We start from the raw sequence: 17,340 nt of genomic DNA, 5'->3' as shown, positions 1-17,340 counted from the left end.
GCCATTGTGGCTCAAGATGCAGACTTAAAAGAAAGTGCACGCCGGATCGCTTTTGGCAAAACCATGAATGCAGGTCAAACCTGTGTAGCGCCGGATTATGCCCTGGTGCATCGCAGCCAGCAGGATGAATTCATTAAAGCCTATTTTGAAGTGATTCAGCAGTTTTATCCGGACAGTATTGCTGACAATCCCGATTACACGGCCATCGTCAATGAGCGTCAGTTCGCACGTTTGCAGCATTATTTGATGGATGCCCAGCAAAAAGGTGCACAGCTGATCCAGATTGAAGCAGAAGCAGAGGGTAGACGCATGCCGCATGCAGTCGTTACCGATGTGAATGACGATATGCAATTAATGCAGAATGAAATTTTTGGGCCTATTCTGCCGATTGTCTGCTATGAGCATATTAATGACGCGATTGAATATATCAACGCGCGTGAACGTCCATTGGCTTTGTATTACTTTGGCTATAACAAGGCTGAACAGCAGAAAGTGCTGAATGAAACCCACAGTGGCGGTGTTTGCCTGAATGAAACATTGATGACCGCAGGGATGGAAGATATGCCTTTTGGCGGCGTTGGTGCATCAGGCATGGGGCATTATCATGGTCATGAAGGCTTTAAAACTTTCAGTCATGCCAAATCTGTTTTTGTACGGCCAAAATTCAGTTTAATGAAATTGATTTATCCACCGTATGGAACATGGATTCAACAGCTGATTTACCGCTTATTTATACGCTAATCATCCAATAAAAAAGCGCTCAGAAGAGCGCTTTTTTATTGCCGATTTTAGGGAAATCAGCCAATTTTCTTGAACAGGAAGTCGTTAATTTTATGACCTTCTTCTAAACCACGACGTTCAAACTTAGTTTGCGGACGCCAGTCAGGGCGAGGGTAGCTATTGCCTTTGCCTGCCATATTTTCCAGATTTGGACGGTTATCCAAAACATCCAGCATCCATTCGGCATACGGTTCCCAGTCGGTTGCAGAGTGGAAAGTCCCGCCCATTTCCAGTTTCTGTTCAACCAGTGGCATACGGTCATGCGATACAAAGCGACGTTTGAAATGACGTTTCTTTTGCCATGGATCAGGGAAATAGAGTTGTATTGCGTTAATGCTATTGTCTGGCATTTCACGAAGCACCTGAATGGCATCGGCATCCAATAAGCGTAGATTGGTTAAGCCTGCCATGCCCGCTTCATACACACATTGCGCAATACCCGGAACATGCACTTCAATACCCACATAGTTGCGTTCAGGGTTGGCTTTAGCCATCAGTACCAGTGAACGGCCCATACCGAAACCAATTTCTACAGTAAGCGGGCGTTCCGGATGTTCGAACTGCTGACGTAAATCACCCACCGGATATTCCAAAATTAGGTGACCATATTGTTCAAGCGCAGTACGTTGAGAGGTATTCAGCGGAGATGAACGACGCATAAAAGTGACAATTTCGCGATGTTCATTCAAGTTGTCCAGCTCTACGACTTGCTGGTCTAATTGATCGTTCGACATAACTTTGGCAAATGTAAAAAATTCGAATGCGGTATTTTAAGTCCTGAACCTAACAAGTCAAACTTTTTCATTTTTAAGATGCCACAAAGACCGCAGAGTCATGCTGTTGTTGCGTCATTATTTGCTGTAATAAAAGTTGAGACCTAAGAAATAACGGGGTTAAGTTGTGAGTATTAATTACTTTATAAAAAATATTGGCTTAGAAAATTTTGAAGGGGGATTGCATTATTTTAATGCAATGGTGAGCACGCCAAGCGCAATCAGGACAATGCCTAAATATTCTTGCAGGCTAGGCCGTTCACCTAAAAAAACAACAGCAAAAAGGGAAACTAAAACCACACTGAGTTTATCAATTGGTGCCACTTGTGAGGCTGGACCGAGTTGTAAGGCCCGAAAATAACACAACCATGAGGCGCCAGTTGCTAAAGCCGACAAAGTTAAAAACAACCAGGTTTTACCTGAAAGTAATAAAGGATTCTGCCATTTGCCTAATCCCCAAACCATTAAACTTAATACCAATACAATAATCACGGTGCGAAGAAGTGTGGCCAGGTCAGAATCGACCTGGCGTAAACCCACTTTGGCAAATATGGCGGTCAAGGCCGCGAAGCAGGCAGATAATATTGCCCACATAAACCAATGATTTGTATTCATATGCTGGCCTATCTATTTTTAGTTTTAGCTGCCCACGCATTGGGAATCTATGTACGATAGCAGTGATGCTGGCACTATCATTTTAATTAAAAGTTAAAGTGGATTATAGCGGTCAATTAGAGTGCTACTGGCCTCATTTAATCCCATAATTTCGACTTGAATATTTTGATCTCTAAATTTCTGTACCACAGTATTCAACATATTGACTGAAGTAATGTCCCAAATATGAGCATGGGTCAGATCTATATTGACTTGATCAATCGGTTCTTGAAAGTCAAAAAACTGGAAAAATTTTTCTGAACTGCTAAAGAAAATTTGTCCTGAAATCTTGTAACGACGTATTGATTGATTGAGTAATACTGAGCTGACTTTTACTTCACTTTCAAGCTTATTGATGATGAACAGTGCAGACAGTAGCACACCAATAAATACCCCTAATGCAAGATTGTGTGTGGCCAATACTACAATCACCACCGCGATCATCACCACATTAAAGGAAGCAGGGTGCTTGCGGAACTGTTTGACTGAGTCCCACTGGAAAGTGGTAAAAGACACCATAATCATAATCGCAACCAATGCTGCCATCGGGACATAAGCCAGCCAGTCTTTCAGAAAAACCACCAAACACAGCAAAAACACGCCGGCAACAAGTGTGGAAAGGCGAGTGCGTGCACCTGAAGAAACATTAATAATCGATTGACCAATCATGGCGCAACCCGCCATACCGCCCATAAACCCGTTGACAATGTTGGCATAACCTTGACCGCGGCATTCCTGATGACGGTCAGCTTCAGTTCCAGTGACTTCATTAATCACTGTCGTGGTCATCATGGTTTCAAGTAAACCGACAGTAGCCAGCGTAATGGAGTAAGGGAAAACAATTTTTAAGGTTTCAAAGTTCAGTGGAATTTCTGGAATCAGGAAAATAGGAAGTGTATCTGGAAAATGTCCCAAATCACTTACGGTACGCATGTCAGCACCCAAAAATACCGCTAGAGCACTGAGCACAACAATACAGATCAAAGGTGAGGGAATTGTTTTACCTATTTTCGGGATATGAGGAAACAGGTAAATAATCACCAGACCCATCGCCATAAACAAATAGCCTAAGCTATTCATCTTGCCTATTTCAGGAAGTTGAGCGACAAAAATTAAAATTGCCAAAGCATTAAGAAACCCATAGACCACCGACTGCGATACAAAGCGCATCAGCTTGGCAACTTTAAAATAGCCTGCAATCACCTGAAGGATACCGGTCAAAATGGTGGCTGCCAGTAAATATTGCAAACCGTGATCCTTGATCAGGGTAATCATCAGTAAGGCCATGGCGCCGGTAGCGGCTGAAATCATCGCTGTACGACCGCCAAAGAAAGCAATGGTCACCGCAATACAGAAAGAGGCATACAGACCGACTTGTGGGTCAACGCCTGCAATCGCAGAAAAGGCAATCGACTCGGGGATGAGCGCTAAACCTACCACCAAACCGGCCAATATATCGGTGCGGATATTGGAAAACCATTGTTCTTTTTTCAGGCTCATCACAATAATTTATTCATCAAACTTTAAAGATGCGTATGGTAAAACAAGTTTAGGCAAAAAAGCATCCGAGTTTGACTTGAAAATAAAAGCGATTTATACAATATTCAAAAGGTAAGTGATTTTTATACATTTACGCTTTTTTGCAATTTACAGGTTTGATCACTTGAAAGTTTGTTAGAAGCAATTTAAAACAGTGAATAGATATATAACAAGGATCAGGTATGAAGCTTTATTACTCTCCAGGTGCATGTTCTTTGGCATCACATATCATTTTAAATGAAATTAATGTCGATTTTGACTTGGAGCGCGTTGATTTAAGAACACATAAAACTGAAAAAGGTACAGATTATTATGCGATTAACCCTAAAGGTTATGTTCCCGCTTTAGAAATTAATCCAGGTCTGATTCTTACTGAAAATGTTGCCATTTTACCTTTCCTTGCACAGCACGATCCAAAACAAGATTTGATTCCACCATCTGGGCTCGGGCGTGCCAAAGTTCTAGAATGGTTGGGTTATTTAAATTCAGAATTACATGATGCTTATGCGGTTTTCTTTGGTGCTCCTTTAGAAGGCAAAGCTAAAGAAAAAGCCTACGCTGAAATTGATCGTTTATTAACCCATATCAACAATACGATTGGCGAATCGGATAACGACTATTTAGTTGATGACAACTTTGGTCCTGCAGACGCTTATCTATTTGTGTTAACAAACTGGTCGAATGGGATTGGGCATGACTTGACCCCCTATACCAATGTGATCGCACTGCGTAATAAAGTGGCTGAGCGCCAGTCGGTACAAATTGCCATGCGAGATGAAGGTTTGATTCCTTAATTCTGTGCAGTGATTTGAAAAGCACCTTCGGGTGCTTTTTTCTTGGATTTAAAATTTTGGAATATTGAATAACTATAAAATTTAATTATTGATTTTTTATCAATAGTATTTTGCAAATTCATGAATTTTTATCAATAAGATATTTACGTATATTGACGCCTGACCATAAATCATTAAAGGCAAATGAATGAGTAATATTCTGATAGTGAATGGTGCCAAACAGTTCGCACATTCGAAAGGTGAATTAAATGACACCTTGACTGAGCTGGCAAAAACCGTGCTTGGCGAACTTGGTCATCGTATTAAAATTTCTTGTGCAGACAGCGACTATGACATTCAGCAGGAAATTCAAAAATATGTCTGGGCGGATGTCATTATTTATCAAATGCCAGGATGGTGGATGGGCGCACCGTGGACAGTCAAAAAATATATCGATGACATTTTTACTGAAGGGCATGGAACTTTATATGCCAGTGATGGTCGATCACGTTCGGATGCATCAAAAAAATATGGTTCAGGTGGTCTTATTCACGATAAAAAGTATATGCTGTCCTTAACCTGGAATGCGCCTATCGAAGCGTTTAATGATGCTGAGCAATTCTTTCATGGTGTTGGCGTCGATGGGGTTTATCTCCCATTCCATAAAGCCAATCAATTTTTGGGGATGAAAAGTTTAGACACCTTCATCGTGAATGATGTGATTAAAATACCTAATGTCGCTGAATATAAACATAAATATCTTCAGCATTTGATGGATGTTTTTGCCTGATGGATGGGATATTTAAGGAGCAGACTATGTTGGTTGTGATTGCAGATATCCAGATTCGCTCAGGTACTCAACATCGTGAAAACGTGCTAGACGCCTTTAGGAAAATAACACCAGTTGTGTTGCAGGAAGATGGTTGTTATGGCTATGAGTTACTGGTCGATCATGAATCGATTGTTGATTATCAGACTAAATCACCTGATTCAATTACCATGTTGGAACATTGGGAAAGTATTGAGCATTTGAATGCTCATTTACAGACGCCCCATATGCAAGCCTATCAGCAACAAGTAAAGATGATATGCTGAATGTTAAAATCCGGATTATGCAAAAGGGTTTAAGCAGTTAAGTACATTCTTCTTGAAATATAAAAAAGGACTCAAATGAGTCCTTTTTCAGATTCTAACTTTATTTAAAGAAATAACCGGTTTCAGGTGAACTTGCATTGGCCATACGTTTACGCGGCATACGTCCTGCAAGGAATGCTTCACGACCGGCTTCAACGGCTTTTTTCATTGCAGATGCCATTAAGACAGGATTTTGTGCAGCAGCAATGGCGGTATTCATCAGGACGCCGTCACAACCCAGTTCCATGGCAATAGCAGCATCACTGGCTGTACCGACACCTGCATCAACTAATACCGGAACTTTGGCATTTTCTTTAATAATGGAAATGGTGTGCGGATTCAAAATCCCCAGACCTGAACCAATCAGGCTGCCTAAAGGCATGATTGCCACACAGCCCATACTTTCTAACTCTTGCGCCACAATCGGGTCATCCGAGGTATAGACCATGATTTCAAAGCCATCGTCAATTAAGGTGCGGGCAGCTTTCAAGGTTTCGGTGATATTGGGATAAAGGGTTTTTTCATCACCCAGCACTTCCAGTTTAACCAGATTATGACCATCTAAAAGTTCACGTGCCAGCATACAGGTACGCACTGCGCTGTTGGCATCAAAGCATCCCGCAGTATTGGGCAGAATGGTATATTTTTCTGGAGGAACAACCGAAAGCAAATTCGGCTGATCAGGGTGCTGGCCAATATTAACCCGACGGATTGCGACCGTGACAATCTCTGCACCACTGGCCTGAATGGCTAAATCGGTTTCAGTTAAATCTTTATATTTACCTGTACCAACCAATAAACGTGAATTAAATCTACGCGAACCAATTATAAGCGGGGTATCTTCCATGGGAGCTCCGAATTAGCCGCCACCGACGGCATGAATAATTTCAATCTGATCTTCAGCGCAAATAGGGGTCTGGGCCAATTTGCTTTTGGAAATGATCATTTCATTTTTTTCTACAGCAAAGCGTTTACCTTCAAGTTCAAGCTCTTGAATTAATGCTAATAAATTGGTGCATGAGGTATCTTTGGATTCGCCATTTAAATATATATGCATAGTGAGATTTCCTGTTTCACTTAATTATTTTACGTATTTGAATGCATTCCAGGCTAAGACCAGCCAGCCTGCAATCATTAAAGCTCCACCAATCGGGGTGATTGCACCTAAAATCCGAGGTAAACCTAAAGCCATGACATAAAGTGAGCCACAGAAAAAGAAAATACCCAATTGAATCAGGATAAAACTGGCTTTAATCGGAAGTTCGGGAATGACTTTGGCTAAAATGGTGAGGGCTAAAAGTCCAAGTGCGTGATAGAAAAAATAATCAGTTGCAGTCTGCCACCAGGCCAACTGCGCTTCGCTGGCGTGAGCTTTTAATCCATGGGCGCCAAAAGCACCCAGCATGACGGCAAAAGCTAAATTAAGGGCTGAAATTGCAATCCACATAAGCAATTATCACCTGAGGAAATTTGCGCCTAACTTAGCATATTTTATGCTGTGCACAAAAGGCTAAAAGCAACAACATCAATGTCCAAATGATAAAAAAAGGGCACGCAGCCCTTTCTTTATCACAGAAAAAATCAGCCCGATATCTTAATTAGAAGACATGGCGACTTTGATTTTTTCCATGGCATTTTTTTCTAACTGACGAATACGTTCAGCAGAAACATTATATTCAGCAGCTAATTCATGCAGGGTTGATTTTTCATCATCTAACCAGCGGCGCTGTAAGATGTTACGTGAACGGTCATCCAGCTGATCCATGGCATCATGAAGAGCAGAAGTGCTTTGTTCTTCGTAATCTTCTTCCTCAGCTAAACGTGCTGGGTCGTAACGGTTGTCTTCCAGATATAAAGCTGGTGCAACATGGGTTGATCCTTCATCATCGTCATCACCTTGCGCTTCAAAAGCTGCATCATAGGCGGTAAGACGGCCTTCCATTTCCAATACCTGTTCAGGTGTCACATTCAAGTCATTGGCAATAGATTGGGCTTCATCTAGTGTTAATTTTTTACTAGATTTTTTAAGGCTACGCAGATTAAAGAATAATTTACGTTGCGCTTTGGTGGTCGCAATTTTAACAATACGCCAGTTACGGATTACGTATTCATGAATTTCAGCTTTAATCCAGTGCACAGCAAAAGACACCAAACGCACACCCATATTCGGATCAAAGCGTTTTACCGCTTTCATTAAACCCAGGTTGCCTTCTTGAATCAGGTCACCTTGAGGCAAACCATAACCGGCATAACTACGGGCTATATGAACCACAAAACGCAAATGTGACATCACGAGCATTTTTGCGGCATCTAAATCCTGGTCATAGTAGTAGCGTTCAGCTAACTCTTTTTCTTGTTCAGCCGTTAAAATAGGAATCTGATTGACAGTACTGATATAAGCACCGAGATTTACCCCTGGTGCCGATAATGACAGGGGCATCAATTGATTGCTGCTGTCACTCATGTGTTCTCCTTTAGAATGGGATGCATAACCATCTTAATAAATTTATCTTAATCCAATATTTCGGTGAATTTGGGAAAATTGGGTAGAGAAATGTAATTTTTTATGCATATTTGAAAAGTTCTAGTTTAATCGAAAATAATTAAGATTCAATTAAGTAGTGATATTCAGAATCAGAAATTTTGGTCATCGTGCAGTTGAGCTGATGCATTTGACAATAACGCGTTACATCTTGCTGACTATGCGGATCTGATGATTTCAGCAGGAATAAATGCGCAGGATTGTTTTTAAGTGCCCGTTTAAGCATCAATAACGGCATGGGGCAGGGTTTGCCGATAGCATCAATCATGACTGCAGAATTGACTAGATCATTCATCACATTTTATATCTGATTAACTTTAAATAAATATTAGCAAATTTAGTGCCAGAACCAAATGAAATTATATATCTTCAACATAAAATTACTTATATAAGATAAGGAAATAATTAGTAAAAAAGAAGCTGAATCAAAAAGAAGATTAATCGAAAAAAATAGTATGAATTGTTAGAAACCCATGTTAAGCTCGTCGCGTATTCAAATTTATGACAGCATTTTAAATGTCTTAAAAGTGAATATCGCAATGGATGTAACCGGGATTTTGTTAATAGTAATACAGAATGATTACAAGCTTAGAAATAATAATTATTTTTAAACCTTGTTTACTCTGCTGTTTGCAACACCGGGTGGTCCTTTAATTAAATACAATGAGGATTAACTTATGACAGCTCGTGAACAAGGCGTAGTTAAATGGTTCAACGACACTAAAGGCTTCGGCTTTATTCAACGTAACGGCGGCGACGACGTATTCGTTCATTTCCGCGCTATCCAAGGTGACGGTCACCGTTCACTTCGTGATGGCCAACGTGTTGAATTCAGCGTAGTTAAAGGTCAAAAAGGCTTCCAAGCTGAAGAAGTACAACCTTTAGACTAATCGCCTGATTATTCATGAGAACGCCCCAATGTAATTTGGGGCGTTTTTGTTTATAATAGACTTCTATTTTTTCTGATTATTAAGTTAGAGCACATTTATATGTCATCTGGTTTTGAAACCTTAAATTTACATCCGAAACTGAAACAGGCAATTGATGCTTTAGGTTTTAAAGAAATGACGCCTATTCAGGAAAAGGTTTTAAAATTCACTTTGGCTGGACATGATGCCATTGGTCGTGCACAAACCGGTACCGGGAAAACTGCGGCTTTCCTGGTGAGTGTCATTAATGATTTGCTCAACAATCCGATTAAAGAGCAACGCTTTCGTGGCGAAGCACGTGCGCTGATTTTAGCTCCAACGCGTGAGCTGGCTTTACAGATTGAGAGTGATGCCAAAGAGCTGACTAAATTTACCGACCTGCATCTGGTAACTTTGTTGGGTGGGGTGGATTTTGATAAGCAAAAAGCCCAGCTGGATAAAAATTTTGTCGATATTATTGTCGCGACTCCCGGCCGTTTAATTGATTTTGTCGAGCAAAAAGAAGTCTGGCTGGACCAGATTGAATTTTTGGTGATTGATGAAGCAGACCGTTTGCTAGATATGGGCTTCATTCCATCGGTCAAACGGATTGTTCGTTTTTCTCCGCGTAAAGAACAACGTCAAACCTTAATGTTCTCTGCAACCTTTAGTTATGATGTGTTGAATTTGGCACAACAGTGGTTATTTGAGCCGGTGACTGTAGAGATTGAGCCGGAAAAGAAAACCAATGCCGATGTAGAACAGCGCGTTTATATGGTTGCAAAAACAGATAAATATAAGTTGTTGCAAGAAATTTTACGTGACGAACCGATTGAAAAAGTCATGATTTTTGCCAATCGTCGTGATCAGGTGCGTAAACTTTATGATCATTTGAAAAAAGATGGTTATAAGGTGGTGATGCTGTCTGGTGAAATCGCACAGGACAAGCGTTTAAAAATGCTGGATCAGTTCAAGAATGGTCAACATAATATTATGATCGCAACCGATGTTGCAGGTCGTGGAATCCATGTGGATGGCGTATCACATGTGATTAACTTTACCCTGCCTGAACAGTCAGATGACTATGTACATCGTATTGGCCGTACCGGTCGTGCGGGAACAAGTGGAGTCAGTATCAGTTTCCTGTCTGAAGATGATGCGTTCTATCTTCCAGAAATTGAAAAGGCCATTGGCCAGAAATTGCCTTTAACCCGTTTAGAAGGTTACTGTTAATCTTAAGACTTTGATCTACATATTAAATAAGATGAAAACTAAAAAAGCCGCTTCAATAAGCGGCTTTTTTGCTTCTTGATCTAGACATTTTATTGAGTGAATAAGATGAAATAGACCCTTATTAGAAGCTTTAGTTGGCTCGACAGGTAAAGGTCAAGACAGTTTGATAATCCTCATCACGTGCCAGACTGCCGCTTTTGCCAGCCAGTGTACCGAGTACCGTGGTTGCGGCCTGAATCATTTGTCCAGTCTGTTCATCCACTACACCTTTTAAGGCACCGTTGTATTCGGTTTTTTCATTCACAACGACAGGTGTGGCTTTTTTACCACAAGCGTTATTGGCTGCAGCAATCGCGTTGTTTTTAGAAATTAAACTGCTTTTCCCTATACCGGTCACTTCATATTGATTGTTTTCTTTTTGAACAGCTAATGATGTGGTTGGATTAGATGCACAGGCAGTTAAGGCAAGAGCAACGGCAACAGTTGAAGCGAGCGCAAAAACTTGATTCATCTTTTTCCCCTGGATTGTTTTAGAAAGAATTTAAGTTATTTGAACATGATTTTTTGAATGATATTTGAAGGACTTGTATAAAAAATGCAGCTTTATATGTGTACTATGTGACTGATGGGGACGCGAGATGAATATGGAGAGAGATACATCCACGCAATGCTCTAGAGTAACTGAACCGGATTATGCTAATCTTGGTGATATATTTCAGTACACAGATATAAAAGTCAATGACGGATTCAGCGGTAGACACGGTTCATCAAAATATTCATCAGCGTCAGTCGATTGGGCATTTGGTTGAGCCTGCTCCGAATGCAGATCAACTGGAAAAAGCCTTTCAGGCAGCGCTGACTGCACCAGATCATCATCGTTTAAAGCCGACCCGTTTTGTGGTCATTCCGAGTGATCAACGTGGTGCTTTTGGAGAATTGCTGTCAAAGGCTTTGGCTGATTTGGGTGAAACCGACCCAGCTCAGTTGGAACGGGTTAAAAACCATCCGTTTCGTGCACCACTGCTGGTTTTGGCATTAACCCAGTTTCAACCGCATCCCAAAGTTCCTAATTTTGAACAAACCTTAAGTTCGGGAGCGGCAATTGAAAACTTCTTGTTATCTTTGCAGGTACAGGGCTTTTCAACCATGTGGCGTAGCGGGGCAGTGATTGAGTCACCACTGTTTAAGCGACTTCTGGGGCTGGCAGAAGATGATTTAATTTCAGGAATTATCTATATTGGAACAGCAGTAAAAGCAATTCCAGCGCGTATCCCAGTGAATACACAAAATTATGTCAGTTATTGGAATAAATAACTGTATTGAATCATGAGTAGAGATATAAAAATAATGTCAGAGTTGAAATTTTCAGATCTTGTTGAGCCGGTTGTAATTGATCAGAAAACGGCCTTGCGTGTAACGGTATTGGGTGGAGGCAGTTTTGGTACGGCTATGGCCAATACCGCTGTACGTAACGGTTGCGATACCATGATCTGGATTCGTGATGAAGCGGCAGCAGCAGAAATTAATCAGACTCATATCAACAAGCGCTATTTACCCGATTTTGTTTTGGAGTCGGGTTTACAGGCAGTTTCGGATCTGGAAACGGCCGTTTGTGATCGTGACATTATTTTGGTGGCTATTCCTAGTCATTCTTTTCGTGATGTGCTGAAACAGATTAAGCCTTTTATTAGCTCGCAAGCCGTTATTTCCTTGACCAAAGGGATTGAGGCGAAAACTTTCCATTTTATGAGCGATATTATTCGCGAGGAATTGCCTCAGGTTCCATATGGCGTACTTTCAGGACCGAACCTGGCCAAAGAAATTATGGCCGGGCAACCTGCAGGAACGGTGATCGCCAGTGAGTCGGAACTGGTGCGTTATGCGGTGCAGCAAGCGTTACATAGCGCATTGTTCCGGGTTTTTGCCAGTGATGATGTGCATGGTGTGGAACTGGGCGGAGCGTTGAAAAATATTTATGCCGTGGCAATGGGCATGGCTGCTGCTTATCATGTGGGTGAAAACACCAAGAGTATGATTTTGACCCGTGCGCTGGCAGAAATGAGCCGTTTTGCGGTGAAATTGGGCGCAAACCCACTCACTTTCTTAGGCTTGTCCGGTGTGGGTGACTTGTTTGCAACCTGTAATAGCCCGCTCAGCCGTAATTATCAGGTTGGTTTTGCCCTGGGTTCAGGTAAAAGTCTGGAACAGGCCACTCAGGAATTGGGTCAAACCGCTGAAGGGATTAACACCATTGTGCAGGTACGCAGCCGTTCCGAAGAATTGGATGTGTATATGCCAATTACCAGCGCATTATATGATGTGATTTTTGAAGGTGCGCCGCCTTTAAACATTGCACTTTCACTCATGAAAAATGGCCACCGTAGTGATGTGGAATTTGTATTACCTCATAATGAGGTGTAATTTTTCAATCATGATATTGCGTTCATAAAGCTTGGTTATAATGACGGTATATTCAAAATCAGGAAATTTTTATGCAACTTACCTTAGTACGTCATGGTGAAGCTGCTCCAGCGGTGCATGGTAATGATGATAAGCGTCCTTTAACCGAGCGTGGACATAAGCAGGCGGAGCTTAGTGCTAGATATTTAAAAGATATCATCCAGCCTGATGTTTTTGTGGTGAGTCCCTTATTGCGCGCGCAAGAAACTTTGGCACACTTGCAATATTATTTTCGTGATGTACCGGTGTTGGTGTGCAATAAGATCAAACCTGATGATGATGCGAAAGCAGCGATTGACTGGTTGTCACAGTTGCCTTATGAATCCATTGTGGTGGTTTGTCATATGAATGTGGTGGCGCATATAGCATCATTGTTGACAGTTGAGCCTTTTCATCCGTATGCTCTGGCTGAAGCGCGGATATATGAGCAAGCAGTGATTGCAACTGGACTATCTACCCAGTTAAAAAGTTTTATTCCAAACGCATAAAATATTAATTAAAACGGCAGAAAAACATTAATGTTGTATTTATGGATGCCTGAAGCCAATGGGGTTTGGCAATGGTCGACTGGAGAGAGCTGGTCTCAGGCCTCTAGTCTTGAACAGTTAATTCAAGACATTCAAGGCTATCATGGACAAGAAACAGTTGTATTTTTCCCGAGTCGCAATGTGCAAATGTTGCAACAAAGCCTGGCCAAGCCGCAATATAAAAAATTGGGGCCTGACGGGGTCAAATATTTATTAGAAGAATTTGTAGTTTTGCCCATCGATTCAATGAAGGTATTGCATCACTTTCAAAATCCAGATCAATTGATCATTTTGGGTGTAGCAAATAGCATGGTTGAAACCTTGCAACATGCCTTGAGCTTAATTCCGGTTAAAGTTGTTTCCTTATTGCCGGATTTTCTCATTTTGCCGCTACCAGAAGCAGGGCAAACCGTCATTGCAAATGTATCGGGACGTTTGCTGGTTCGTGAAAGTGAATTTATGGGAAATTCGGTTGATGATCTGGCGCTGTTTTTAGATTATCAGCCTCCAGGGCAATCTTATAAAATCAGTAATTTTACTGCTGAACAGATGCAAAGCCTTGAAGCCATGGTGACGCATGAACAGATTGAATCTTTTCATTATGAAGTGCCAGTATTAAAAAAAGCGCAACATCATTCTTTTAATATTCTGCCTAAAGCCAAAAATAGCTCGGGCGTATCTGGCTATTGGAAAGCCTGTGCTGCCGTATTGGTGGCAGTTTTAATGGTTCAGTTTGGCTATGATGCAATACGCTGGTATAAATATAAAAAAGTGGCTGACCAGACGGCATTACAAGCTATTGATCAGTATAAATACTGGTTTGGACAGAGTAGTCGTGTCACCGAACAGAACTTAAAAAGCCAGTTTGAAAGTCACTTGCGCTTAAATAAAAGTGCCAATACCCAGGCTTTACAGTTGCTCAGCCGTGTTGGCCCTGTACTCATGCAAAATCAGATTGTGGCCAATCGGATTGCTTATGATGCGTCTATTTTAAATATGGAATTGAAAGCTAATTCTGCGACTGCTTTGCAAAACCTAGCTCAACAGCTAAATTCGCAAGGCTTTAAGGCAGAATTGGGTAATATTCAGCCCAATGGTGCAGGTGCAATTGGATTGGTGAAAATACAATAATGAAGACATCAGAAAAACTGCAAAACTCGATTGATCAATCTATTGAAAAAGTCACGGATTATCTGGATCAATTGTCGCAACGTGAACGTTATATGGTGATCTTTACCACTATTTTTGTTGTAGTTGCAGCTATTGGTTCAGTACTTTGGTATATGCATGCCGCCGCGAATAAACAGCAGAATCGGGTTAACGATTTTAAAGACATGATTGTATGGATGCAAAGCAATGCAGTGACCATGAAACCCGCAGATGATTTGCAGTTAACTGCGGCAGATAAAGTCCAGCGTGTAGCCCAGCAGCAGGGATTATCTGTGGCATCTCAGCAAACCGGTGAACAGATTCTGATTGTCGCGTCACATGAAAATTATGCCATTTTGGCAAATTTTTTAACCCAATTGGCGCAGATGGGTCTAAGTCTTGAAAAAATAGAACTAATTTCTGAGGCTGGTCAGATTAAATTAACGGCGACAGTGCAATAATGGGTAAAAATAAAGATCTGCTAAGCATGGTGTTTTTTACAGGCTATGCCTATAATATGGCGACTTAAAAAGCAGTAGACTTTTATAGATATGTTGTATTCTCTTGCCCGCCCTTTGTTGTTTTCTTTAGCACCGGAGCGTGCACATGAGCTCACATTATCGTTATTGAAATCAGCTCATCGCATGGGCATGATGCGTCAAAACGTAGCGTCCAAACCTATGACCTGTATGGGGATTGAATTCCCCAATCCGGTGGGTTTGGCAGCTGGTTTAGACAAAAATGGCGCATATATTGATGCCCTGGCTGGACTGGGGTTTGGTTTTATTGAAATTGGAACCATTACACCGCGCCCGCAGGCGGGCAATCCGCATCCCCGTTTATTCCGTTTACCCGAAGCCAAAGCCATTATTAACCGTATGGGTTTTAATAATGATGGGGTAGACAAGCTGGTTGAAAATGTCAAAGCAGCAAAATTCAAAGGCATTTTAGGCATTAATATTGGTAAAAATGCCGATACTCCAGTTGAAAATGCAGTGGATGACTATCTGATCTGTCTGGAAAAAGTTTATAACTACGCGTCTTATATCACTGTTAATATCTCATCACCGAACACCAAAAACTTGCGTAGCCTGCAAAGCGGCGATGCCCTCACTGAATTGTTACAAACCTTAAGAAAGCGTCAGCTTGAACTGGCGGAAGAACATCAGCATTATGTACCTTTAGTGCTTAAAGTTGCGCCTGATCTGACTCAGGAAGATATTCAGTTCATTGCGAAACAATTGATCCAGTTTAAAATTGATGGTTTGATTGTCACCAATACCACCTTGTCACGTGAAGGTGTGGAAAATCTGAAATACGGTGATGAAGCAGGCGGGTTGTCTGGGGCGCCGGTATTTGAAAAAAGTACAGCTTGTCTTGCAGCTTTTGCTAAAGTATTAAACGGGCAGATTCCATTAATTGGTGTAGGCGGGATTTTGTCGGGCGAGCAGGCTGTTGCGAAAAAACAGGCAGGTGCCAGCCTTGTACAAATTTATAGTGGCCTCATATATACAGGTCCGGCTCTGGTTAAAGATTGCATTGATGCTTTAAACACGCCATGAATACACTGGATATCTTCATACTGATTATTTTGCTCATTGGAGGGCTCAACGGTTTGCGAAAAGGATTGGTTTCAGCCTTTGCGAACTTGGTAGGATGGATTTTTGCACTGGTTATCGGTGCAAAATATGCAACCATCCTGGCACCTTCGATGGTCTCACTCAGTGCGGATCCAGTCGTACAAAAAATAGCAGCTTTTGCATTTATTGTATTGGTGATGGTGGTCTTAACCTGGATTATTACTGCATTGCTGAACAAAGTATTGAAGAGTCTCAAGCTTGGTCCACTCAACCGTCTGGCGGGCGGTGCTTTTGGTTCTTTAAAGGGTTTACTGATTGTACTCATTACCATGCAGGGCGTTGGTCCTTGGGTGGAAAGTTCTCCCCACTGGAAACAATCTAAATTTGTACAGCTTCTTATTCCTTATGCACCCTGGGCGACCGAACTTTCTAAAGAAGCGGCGCAAGGGGCGCTTTCTCATATCAAGTCTGAAGATGCAGTGCCATCTTCTGGCACAGCGCCTGAAAAAACGCAAAAGCATGCAGCGCGTACAGGCGAATCAACAAATAATCCTTTTTATTAATCCTAGCTTGTTTGCGAGGTTGCTATGTGTGGAGTAGTTGGTATAGCTGGTAAATCACCTGTTAACCAAATGTTGTTTGATGCGTTAACGATGTTACAACATCGTGGACAGGATGCAGCTGGGATAGTAACTTGCCATAATGGCCGTTTATTCTTGCGTAAAGATAATGGCATGGTACGAGATGTATTCCATACCCGTCATATGCGCGCATTGCTAGGTAATTACGGTATTGGTCATGTGCGTTATCCAACAGCAGGTTCTTCGAGCAGTGCAGAAGCACAGCCGTTTTATGTGAACTCGCCTTACGGGATTACCCTGGCGCATAACGGTAACTTGACCAATGCTGAAGAAATTCATGAAGACCTGTTTAAAACAGACCTGCGTCACATGAATACCGATTCGGATTCTGAAGTACTGTTAAACGTTTTTGCCCATGAAATGCACAAGAACGGCAAATTGAATCCTTCACCGGAAGATATTTTTGATGTGGTGACACGTGTACATGAGCGCTGTAAGGGTGCTTATGGCGTGGTGGCCATGATTACTGGCCATGGCCTGGTTGGTTTCCGTGATCCAAATGGTATTCGTCCGCTGATTTATGGTTCGCGTGAAACTGAAAAAGGCACTGAATATATTATTGCTTCCGAGTCTGTGGCGATTACCGCTTTAGGCTTTAAAGTTGAACGTGATATTGAACCGGGTGAAGCCATTTTCATTAGTTCAGA

Annotated in this window: 22 protein-coding genes and 1 pseudogene; 14 read left to right on the top strand and 9 right to left on the bottom strand. The window is 41.6% G+C overall.

What is annotated here, in order from left to right:
• A partial coding sequence (locus B4C48_RS00370) for an aldehyde dehydrogenase family protein (RefSeq protein ID WP_291352306.1) occupies nt 1-741 on the top strand: 741 nt, incomplete at its 5' end.
• 56 nt (nt 742-797) lie between these two features.
• Here the strand turns inward: B4C48_RS00370 and trmB are convergent.
• The 3 genes from trmB to B4C48_RS00355 form a co-directional block, all read right to left on the bottom strand.
• Nucleotides 798-1,514 (bottom strand): tRNA (guanosine(46)-N7)-methyltransferase TrmB, encoded by a 717-nt coding sequence (trmB, locus tag B4C48_RS00365; protein WP_291352304.1) that lies wholly within the window; start codon nt 1,512-1,514, stop codon nt 798-800.
• 225 nt (nt 1,515-1,739) lie between these two features.
• Nucleotides 1,740-2,168: an EamA family transporter gene (locus B4C48_RS00360; RefSeq protein ID WP_291352302.1), complete on the bottom strand. Its 429-nt coding sequence runs from the start codon at nt 2,166-2,168 to the stop codon at nt 1,740-1,742.
• A 93-nt stretch (nt 2,169-2,261) separates the two neighbouring features.
• Nucleotides 2,262-3,710, bottom strand: a complete 1,449-nt coding sequence (locus B4C48_RS00355; protein ID WP_291352300.1) for a SulP family inorganic anion transporter — start codon at nt 3,708-3,710, stop codon at nt 2,262-2,264.
• A 218-nt stretch (nt 3,711-3,928) separates the two neighbouring features.
• Between B4C48_RS00355 and B4C48_RS00350 the strand changes: the two genes are divergently transcribed.
• The 3 genes and pseudogenes from B4C48_RS00350 to B4C48_RS00340 all read left to right on the top strand — a co-directional run bounded on the left by B4C48_RS00350 (nt 3,929) and on the right by B4C48_RS00340 (nt 5,655).
• Nucleotides 3,929-4,540 (top strand): glutathione binding-like protein, encoded by a 612-nt coding sequence (locus B4C48_RS00350; RefSeq protein WP_291352298.1) that lies wholly within the window; start codon nt 3,929-3,931, stop codon nt 4,538-4,540.
• 187 nt (nt 4,541-4,727) lie between these two features.
• Complete coding sequence (locus B4C48_RS00345; protein WP_291352295.1) at nt 4,728-5,309, top strand: NAD(P)H-dependent oxidoreductase; 582 nt, start codon at nt 4,728-4,730, stop codon at nt 5,307-5,309.
• A gap of 26 nt (nt 5,310-5,335) precedes the next feature.
• A pseudogene (locus tag B4C48_RS00340) lies at nt 5,336-5,655 on the top strand (putative quinol monooxygenase).
• Between the two features lie 59 nt (nt 5,656-5,714).
• Here B4C48_RS00340 and B4C48_RS00335 read toward each other — a convergent pair.
• The 5 genes from B4C48_RS00335 to B4C48_RS00315 form a co-directional block, all read right to left on the bottom strand.
• Nucleotides 5,715-6,500, bottom strand: coding sequence for a thiazole synthase (locus B4C48_RS00335; protein WP_291352293.1), 786 nt, complete (start codon nt 6,498-6,500; stop codon nt 5,715-5,717).
• A gap of 12 nt (nt 6,501-6,512) precedes the next feature.
• Entirely contained in the window at nt 6,513-6,710 is a 198-nt protein-coding gene (gene thiS, locus B4C48_RS00330) for a sulfur carrier protein ThiS (protein ID WP_291352291.1), read from the bottom strand.
• Nucleotides 6,711-6,734: 24 nt separating this feature from the next.
• Complete coding sequence (locus tag B4C48_RS00325; RefSeq protein ID WP_291352289.1) at nt 6,735-7,100, bottom strand: DUF423 domain-containing protein; 366 nt, start codon at nt 7,098-7,100, stop codon at nt 6,735-6,737.
• A 147-nt stretch (nt 7,101-7,247) separates the two neighbouring features.
• Nucleotides 7,248-8,117: an RNA polymerase sigma factor RpoH gene (gene rpoH / locus B4C48_RS00320; RefSeq protein WP_086176049.1), complete on the bottom strand. Its 870-nt coding sequence runs from the start codon at nt 8,115-8,117 to the stop codon at nt 7,248-7,250.
• Nucleotides 8,118-8,256: 139 nt separating this feature from the next.
• The gene (locus B4C48_RS00315) at nt 8,257-8,490 is read right to left on the bottom strand and encodes a sulfurtransferase TusA family protein (protein ID WP_291352286.1); all 234 of its coding nucleotides are present in this window, start codon (nt 8,488-8,490) and stop codon (nt 8,257-8,259) included.
• 382 nt (nt 8,491-8,872) lie between these two features.
• Between B4C48_RS00315 and B4C48_RS00310 the strand changes: the two genes are divergently transcribed.
• The gene (locus tag B4C48_RS00310) at nt 8,873-9,085 is read left to right on the top strand and encodes a cold-shock protein (protein ID WP_004648643.1); all 213 of its coding nucleotides are present in this window, start codon (nt 8,873-8,875) and stop codon (nt 9,083-9,085) included.
• 99 nt (nt 9,086-9,184) lie between these two features.
• Nucleotides 9,185-10,336, top strand: coding sequence for an ATP-dependent RNA helicase RhlB (gene rhlB, locus B4C48_RS00305; RefSeq protein WP_291352284.1), 1,152 nt, complete (start codon nt 9,185-9,187; stop codon nt 10,334-10,336).
• A gap of 130 nt (nt 10,337-10,466) precedes the next feature.
• Here the strand turns inward: rhlB and B4C48_RS00300 are convergent, their stop codons facing one another.
• Nucleotides 10,467-10,847, bottom strand: coding sequence for a hypothetical protein (locus B4C48_RS00300; protein ID WP_291352282.1), 381 nt, complete (start codon nt 10,845-10,847; stop codon nt 10,467-10,469).
• 227 nt (nt 10,848-11,074) lie between these two features.
• On the opposite strand from B4C48_RS00300, the gene B4C48_RS00295 reads away from it, so the two are divergent.
• The 8 genes from B4C48_RS00295 to B4C48_RS00260 form a co-directional block, all read left to right on the top strand.
• The gene (locus tag B4C48_RS00295; protein ID WP_291352280.1) at nt 11,075-11,650 is read left to right on the top strand and encodes a nitroreductase family protein; all 576 of its coding nucleotides are present in this window, start codon (nt 11,075-11,077) and stop codon (nt 11,648-11,650) included.
• Nucleotides 11,651-11,683: 33 nt separating this feature from the next.
• Entirely contained in the window at nt 11,684-12,757 is a 1,074-nt protein-coding gene (locus tag B4C48_RS00290) for an NAD(P)H-dependent glycerol-3-phosphate dehydrogenase (protein ID WP_291352278.1), read from the top strand.
• Nucleotides 12,758-12,828: 71 nt separating this feature from the next.
• Entirely contained in the window at nt 12,829-13,284 is a 456-nt protein-coding gene (locus tag B4C48_RS00285) for a SixA phosphatase family protein (protein ID WP_291352276.1), read from the top strand.
• A gap of 30 nt (nt 13,285-13,314) precedes the next feature.
• On the top strand, nt 13,315-14,454 hold the full coding sequence (gene gspL / locus B4C48_RS00280) for a type II secretion system protein GspL (RefSeq protein WP_291352274.1): 1,140 nt from the start codon (nt 13,315-13,317) through the stop codon (nt 14,452-14,454).
• Nucleotides 14,454-14,933, top strand: coding sequence for a type II secretion system protein GspM (gene gspM, locus B4C48_RS00275; protein ID WP_291352272.1), 480 nt, complete (start codon nt 14,454-14,456; stop codon nt 14,931-14,933). Before gspL ends, gspM begins: the two co-directional genes overlap by 1 nt.
• A 90-nt stretch (nt 14,934-15,023) precedes the next feature.
• Complete coding sequence (locus B4C48_RS00270; protein WP_291352270.1) at nt 15,024-16,034, top strand: quinone-dependent dihydroorotate dehydrogenase; 1,011 nt, start codon at nt 15,024-15,026, stop codon at nt 16,032-16,034.
• A complete protein-coding gene (locus B4C48_RS00265; protein ID WP_291352268.1) occupies nt 16,031-16,615 on the top strand; it encodes a CvpA family protein in 585 nt (194 codons plus the stop codon). The genes B4C48_RS00270 and B4C48_RS00265 overlap by 4 nt, the downstream gene beginning before the upstream one ends.
• A gap of 24 nt (nt 16,616-16,639) precedes the next feature.
• On the top strand, nt 16,640-17,340 hold a 701-nt coding region (locus tag B4C48_RS00260), incomplete at its 3' end, for an amidophosphoribosyltransferase (protein ID WP_291352266.1).

The organism is Acinetobacter sp. UBA3106 (assembly GCA_002365595.1).
Lineage (GTDB): Bacteria > Pseudomonadota > Gammaproteobacteria > Pseudomonadales > Moraxellaceae > Acinetobacter.
This window is presented reverse-complemented; position numbering and strand designations above follow the sequence as displayed.

Bases quoted from the DNA above. Each gene is read 5' to 3' on its own strand.
- gspL (WP_291352274.1), top strand. From the start codon at position 13,315: ATGTTGTATTTATGGATGCCTGAAGCCAATGGGGTTTGGCAATGGTCG.
- thiS (WP_291352291.1), bottom strand. From the start codon at position 6,710: ATGCATATATATTTAAATGGCGAATCCAAAGATACCTCATGCACCAAT.
- B4C48_RS00360 (WP_291352302.1), bottom strand. From the start codon at position 2,168: ATGAATACAAATCATTGGTTTATGTGGGCAATATTATCTGCCTGCTTC.
- B4C48_RS00345 (WP_291352295.1), top strand. From the start codon at position 4,728: ATGAGTAATATTCTGATAGTGAATGGTGCCAAACAGTTCGCACATTCG.
- rpoH (WP_086176049.1), bottom strand. From the start codon at position 8,117: ATGAGTGACAGCAGCAATCAATTGATGCCCCTGTCATTATCGGCACCA.
- B4C48_RS00270 (WP_291352270.1), top strand. From the start codon at position 15,024: ATGTTGTATTCTCTTGCCCGCCCTTTGTTGTTTTCTTTAGCACCGGAG.
- B4C48_RS00315 (WP_291352286.1), bottom strand. From the start codon at position 8,490: ATGAATGATCTAGTCAATTCTGCAGTCATGATTGATGCTATCGGCAAA.
- B4C48_RS00335 (WP_291352293.1), bottom strand. From the start codon at position 6,500: ATGGAAGATACCCCGCTTATAATTGGTTCGCGTAGATTTAATTCACGT.
- rhlB (WP_291352284.1), top strand. From the start codon at position 9,185: ATGTCATCTGGTTTTGAAACCTTAAATTTACATCCGAAACTGAAACAG.
- B4C48_RS00310 (WP_004648643.1), top strand. From the start codon at position 8,873: ATGACAGCTCGTGAACAAGGCGTAGTTAAATGGTTCAACGACACTAAA.
- B4C48_RS00265 (WP_291352268.1), top strand. From the start codon at position 16,031: ATGAATACACTGGATATCTTCATACTGATTATTTTGCTCATTGGAGGG.
- gspM (WP_291352272.1), top strand. From the start codon at position 14,454: ATGAAGACATCAGAAAAACTGCAAAACTCGATTGATCAATCTATTGAA.
- B4C48_RS00350 (WP_291352298.1), top strand. From the start codon at position 3,929: ATGAAGCTTTATTACTCTCCAGGTGCATGTTCTTTGGCATCACATATC.
- B4C48_RS00290 (WP_291352278.1), top strand. From the start codon at position 11,684: ATGTCAGAGTTGAAATTTTCAGATCTTGTTGAGCCGGTTGTAATTGAT.
- B4C48_RS00300 (WP_291352282.1), bottom strand. From the start codon at position 10,847: ATGAATCAAGTTTTTGCGCTCGCTTCAACTGTTGCCGTTGCTCTTGCC.
- B4C48_RS00295 (WP_291352280.1), top strand. From the start codon at position 11,075: ATGACGGATTCAGCGGTAGACACGGTTCATCAAAATATTCATCAGCGT.
- B4C48_RS00285 (WP_291352276.1), top strand. From the start codon at position 12,829: ATGCAACTTACCTTAGTACGTCATGGTGAAGCTGCTCCAGCGGTGCAT.
- B4C48_RS00325 (WP_291352289.1), bottom strand. From the start codon at position 7,100: ATGTGGATTGCAATTTCAGCCCTTAATTTAGCTTTTGCCGTCATGCTG.
- trmB (WP_291352304.1), bottom strand. From the start codon at position 1,514: ATGTCGAACGATCAATTAGACCAGCAAGTCGTAGAGCTGGACAACTTG.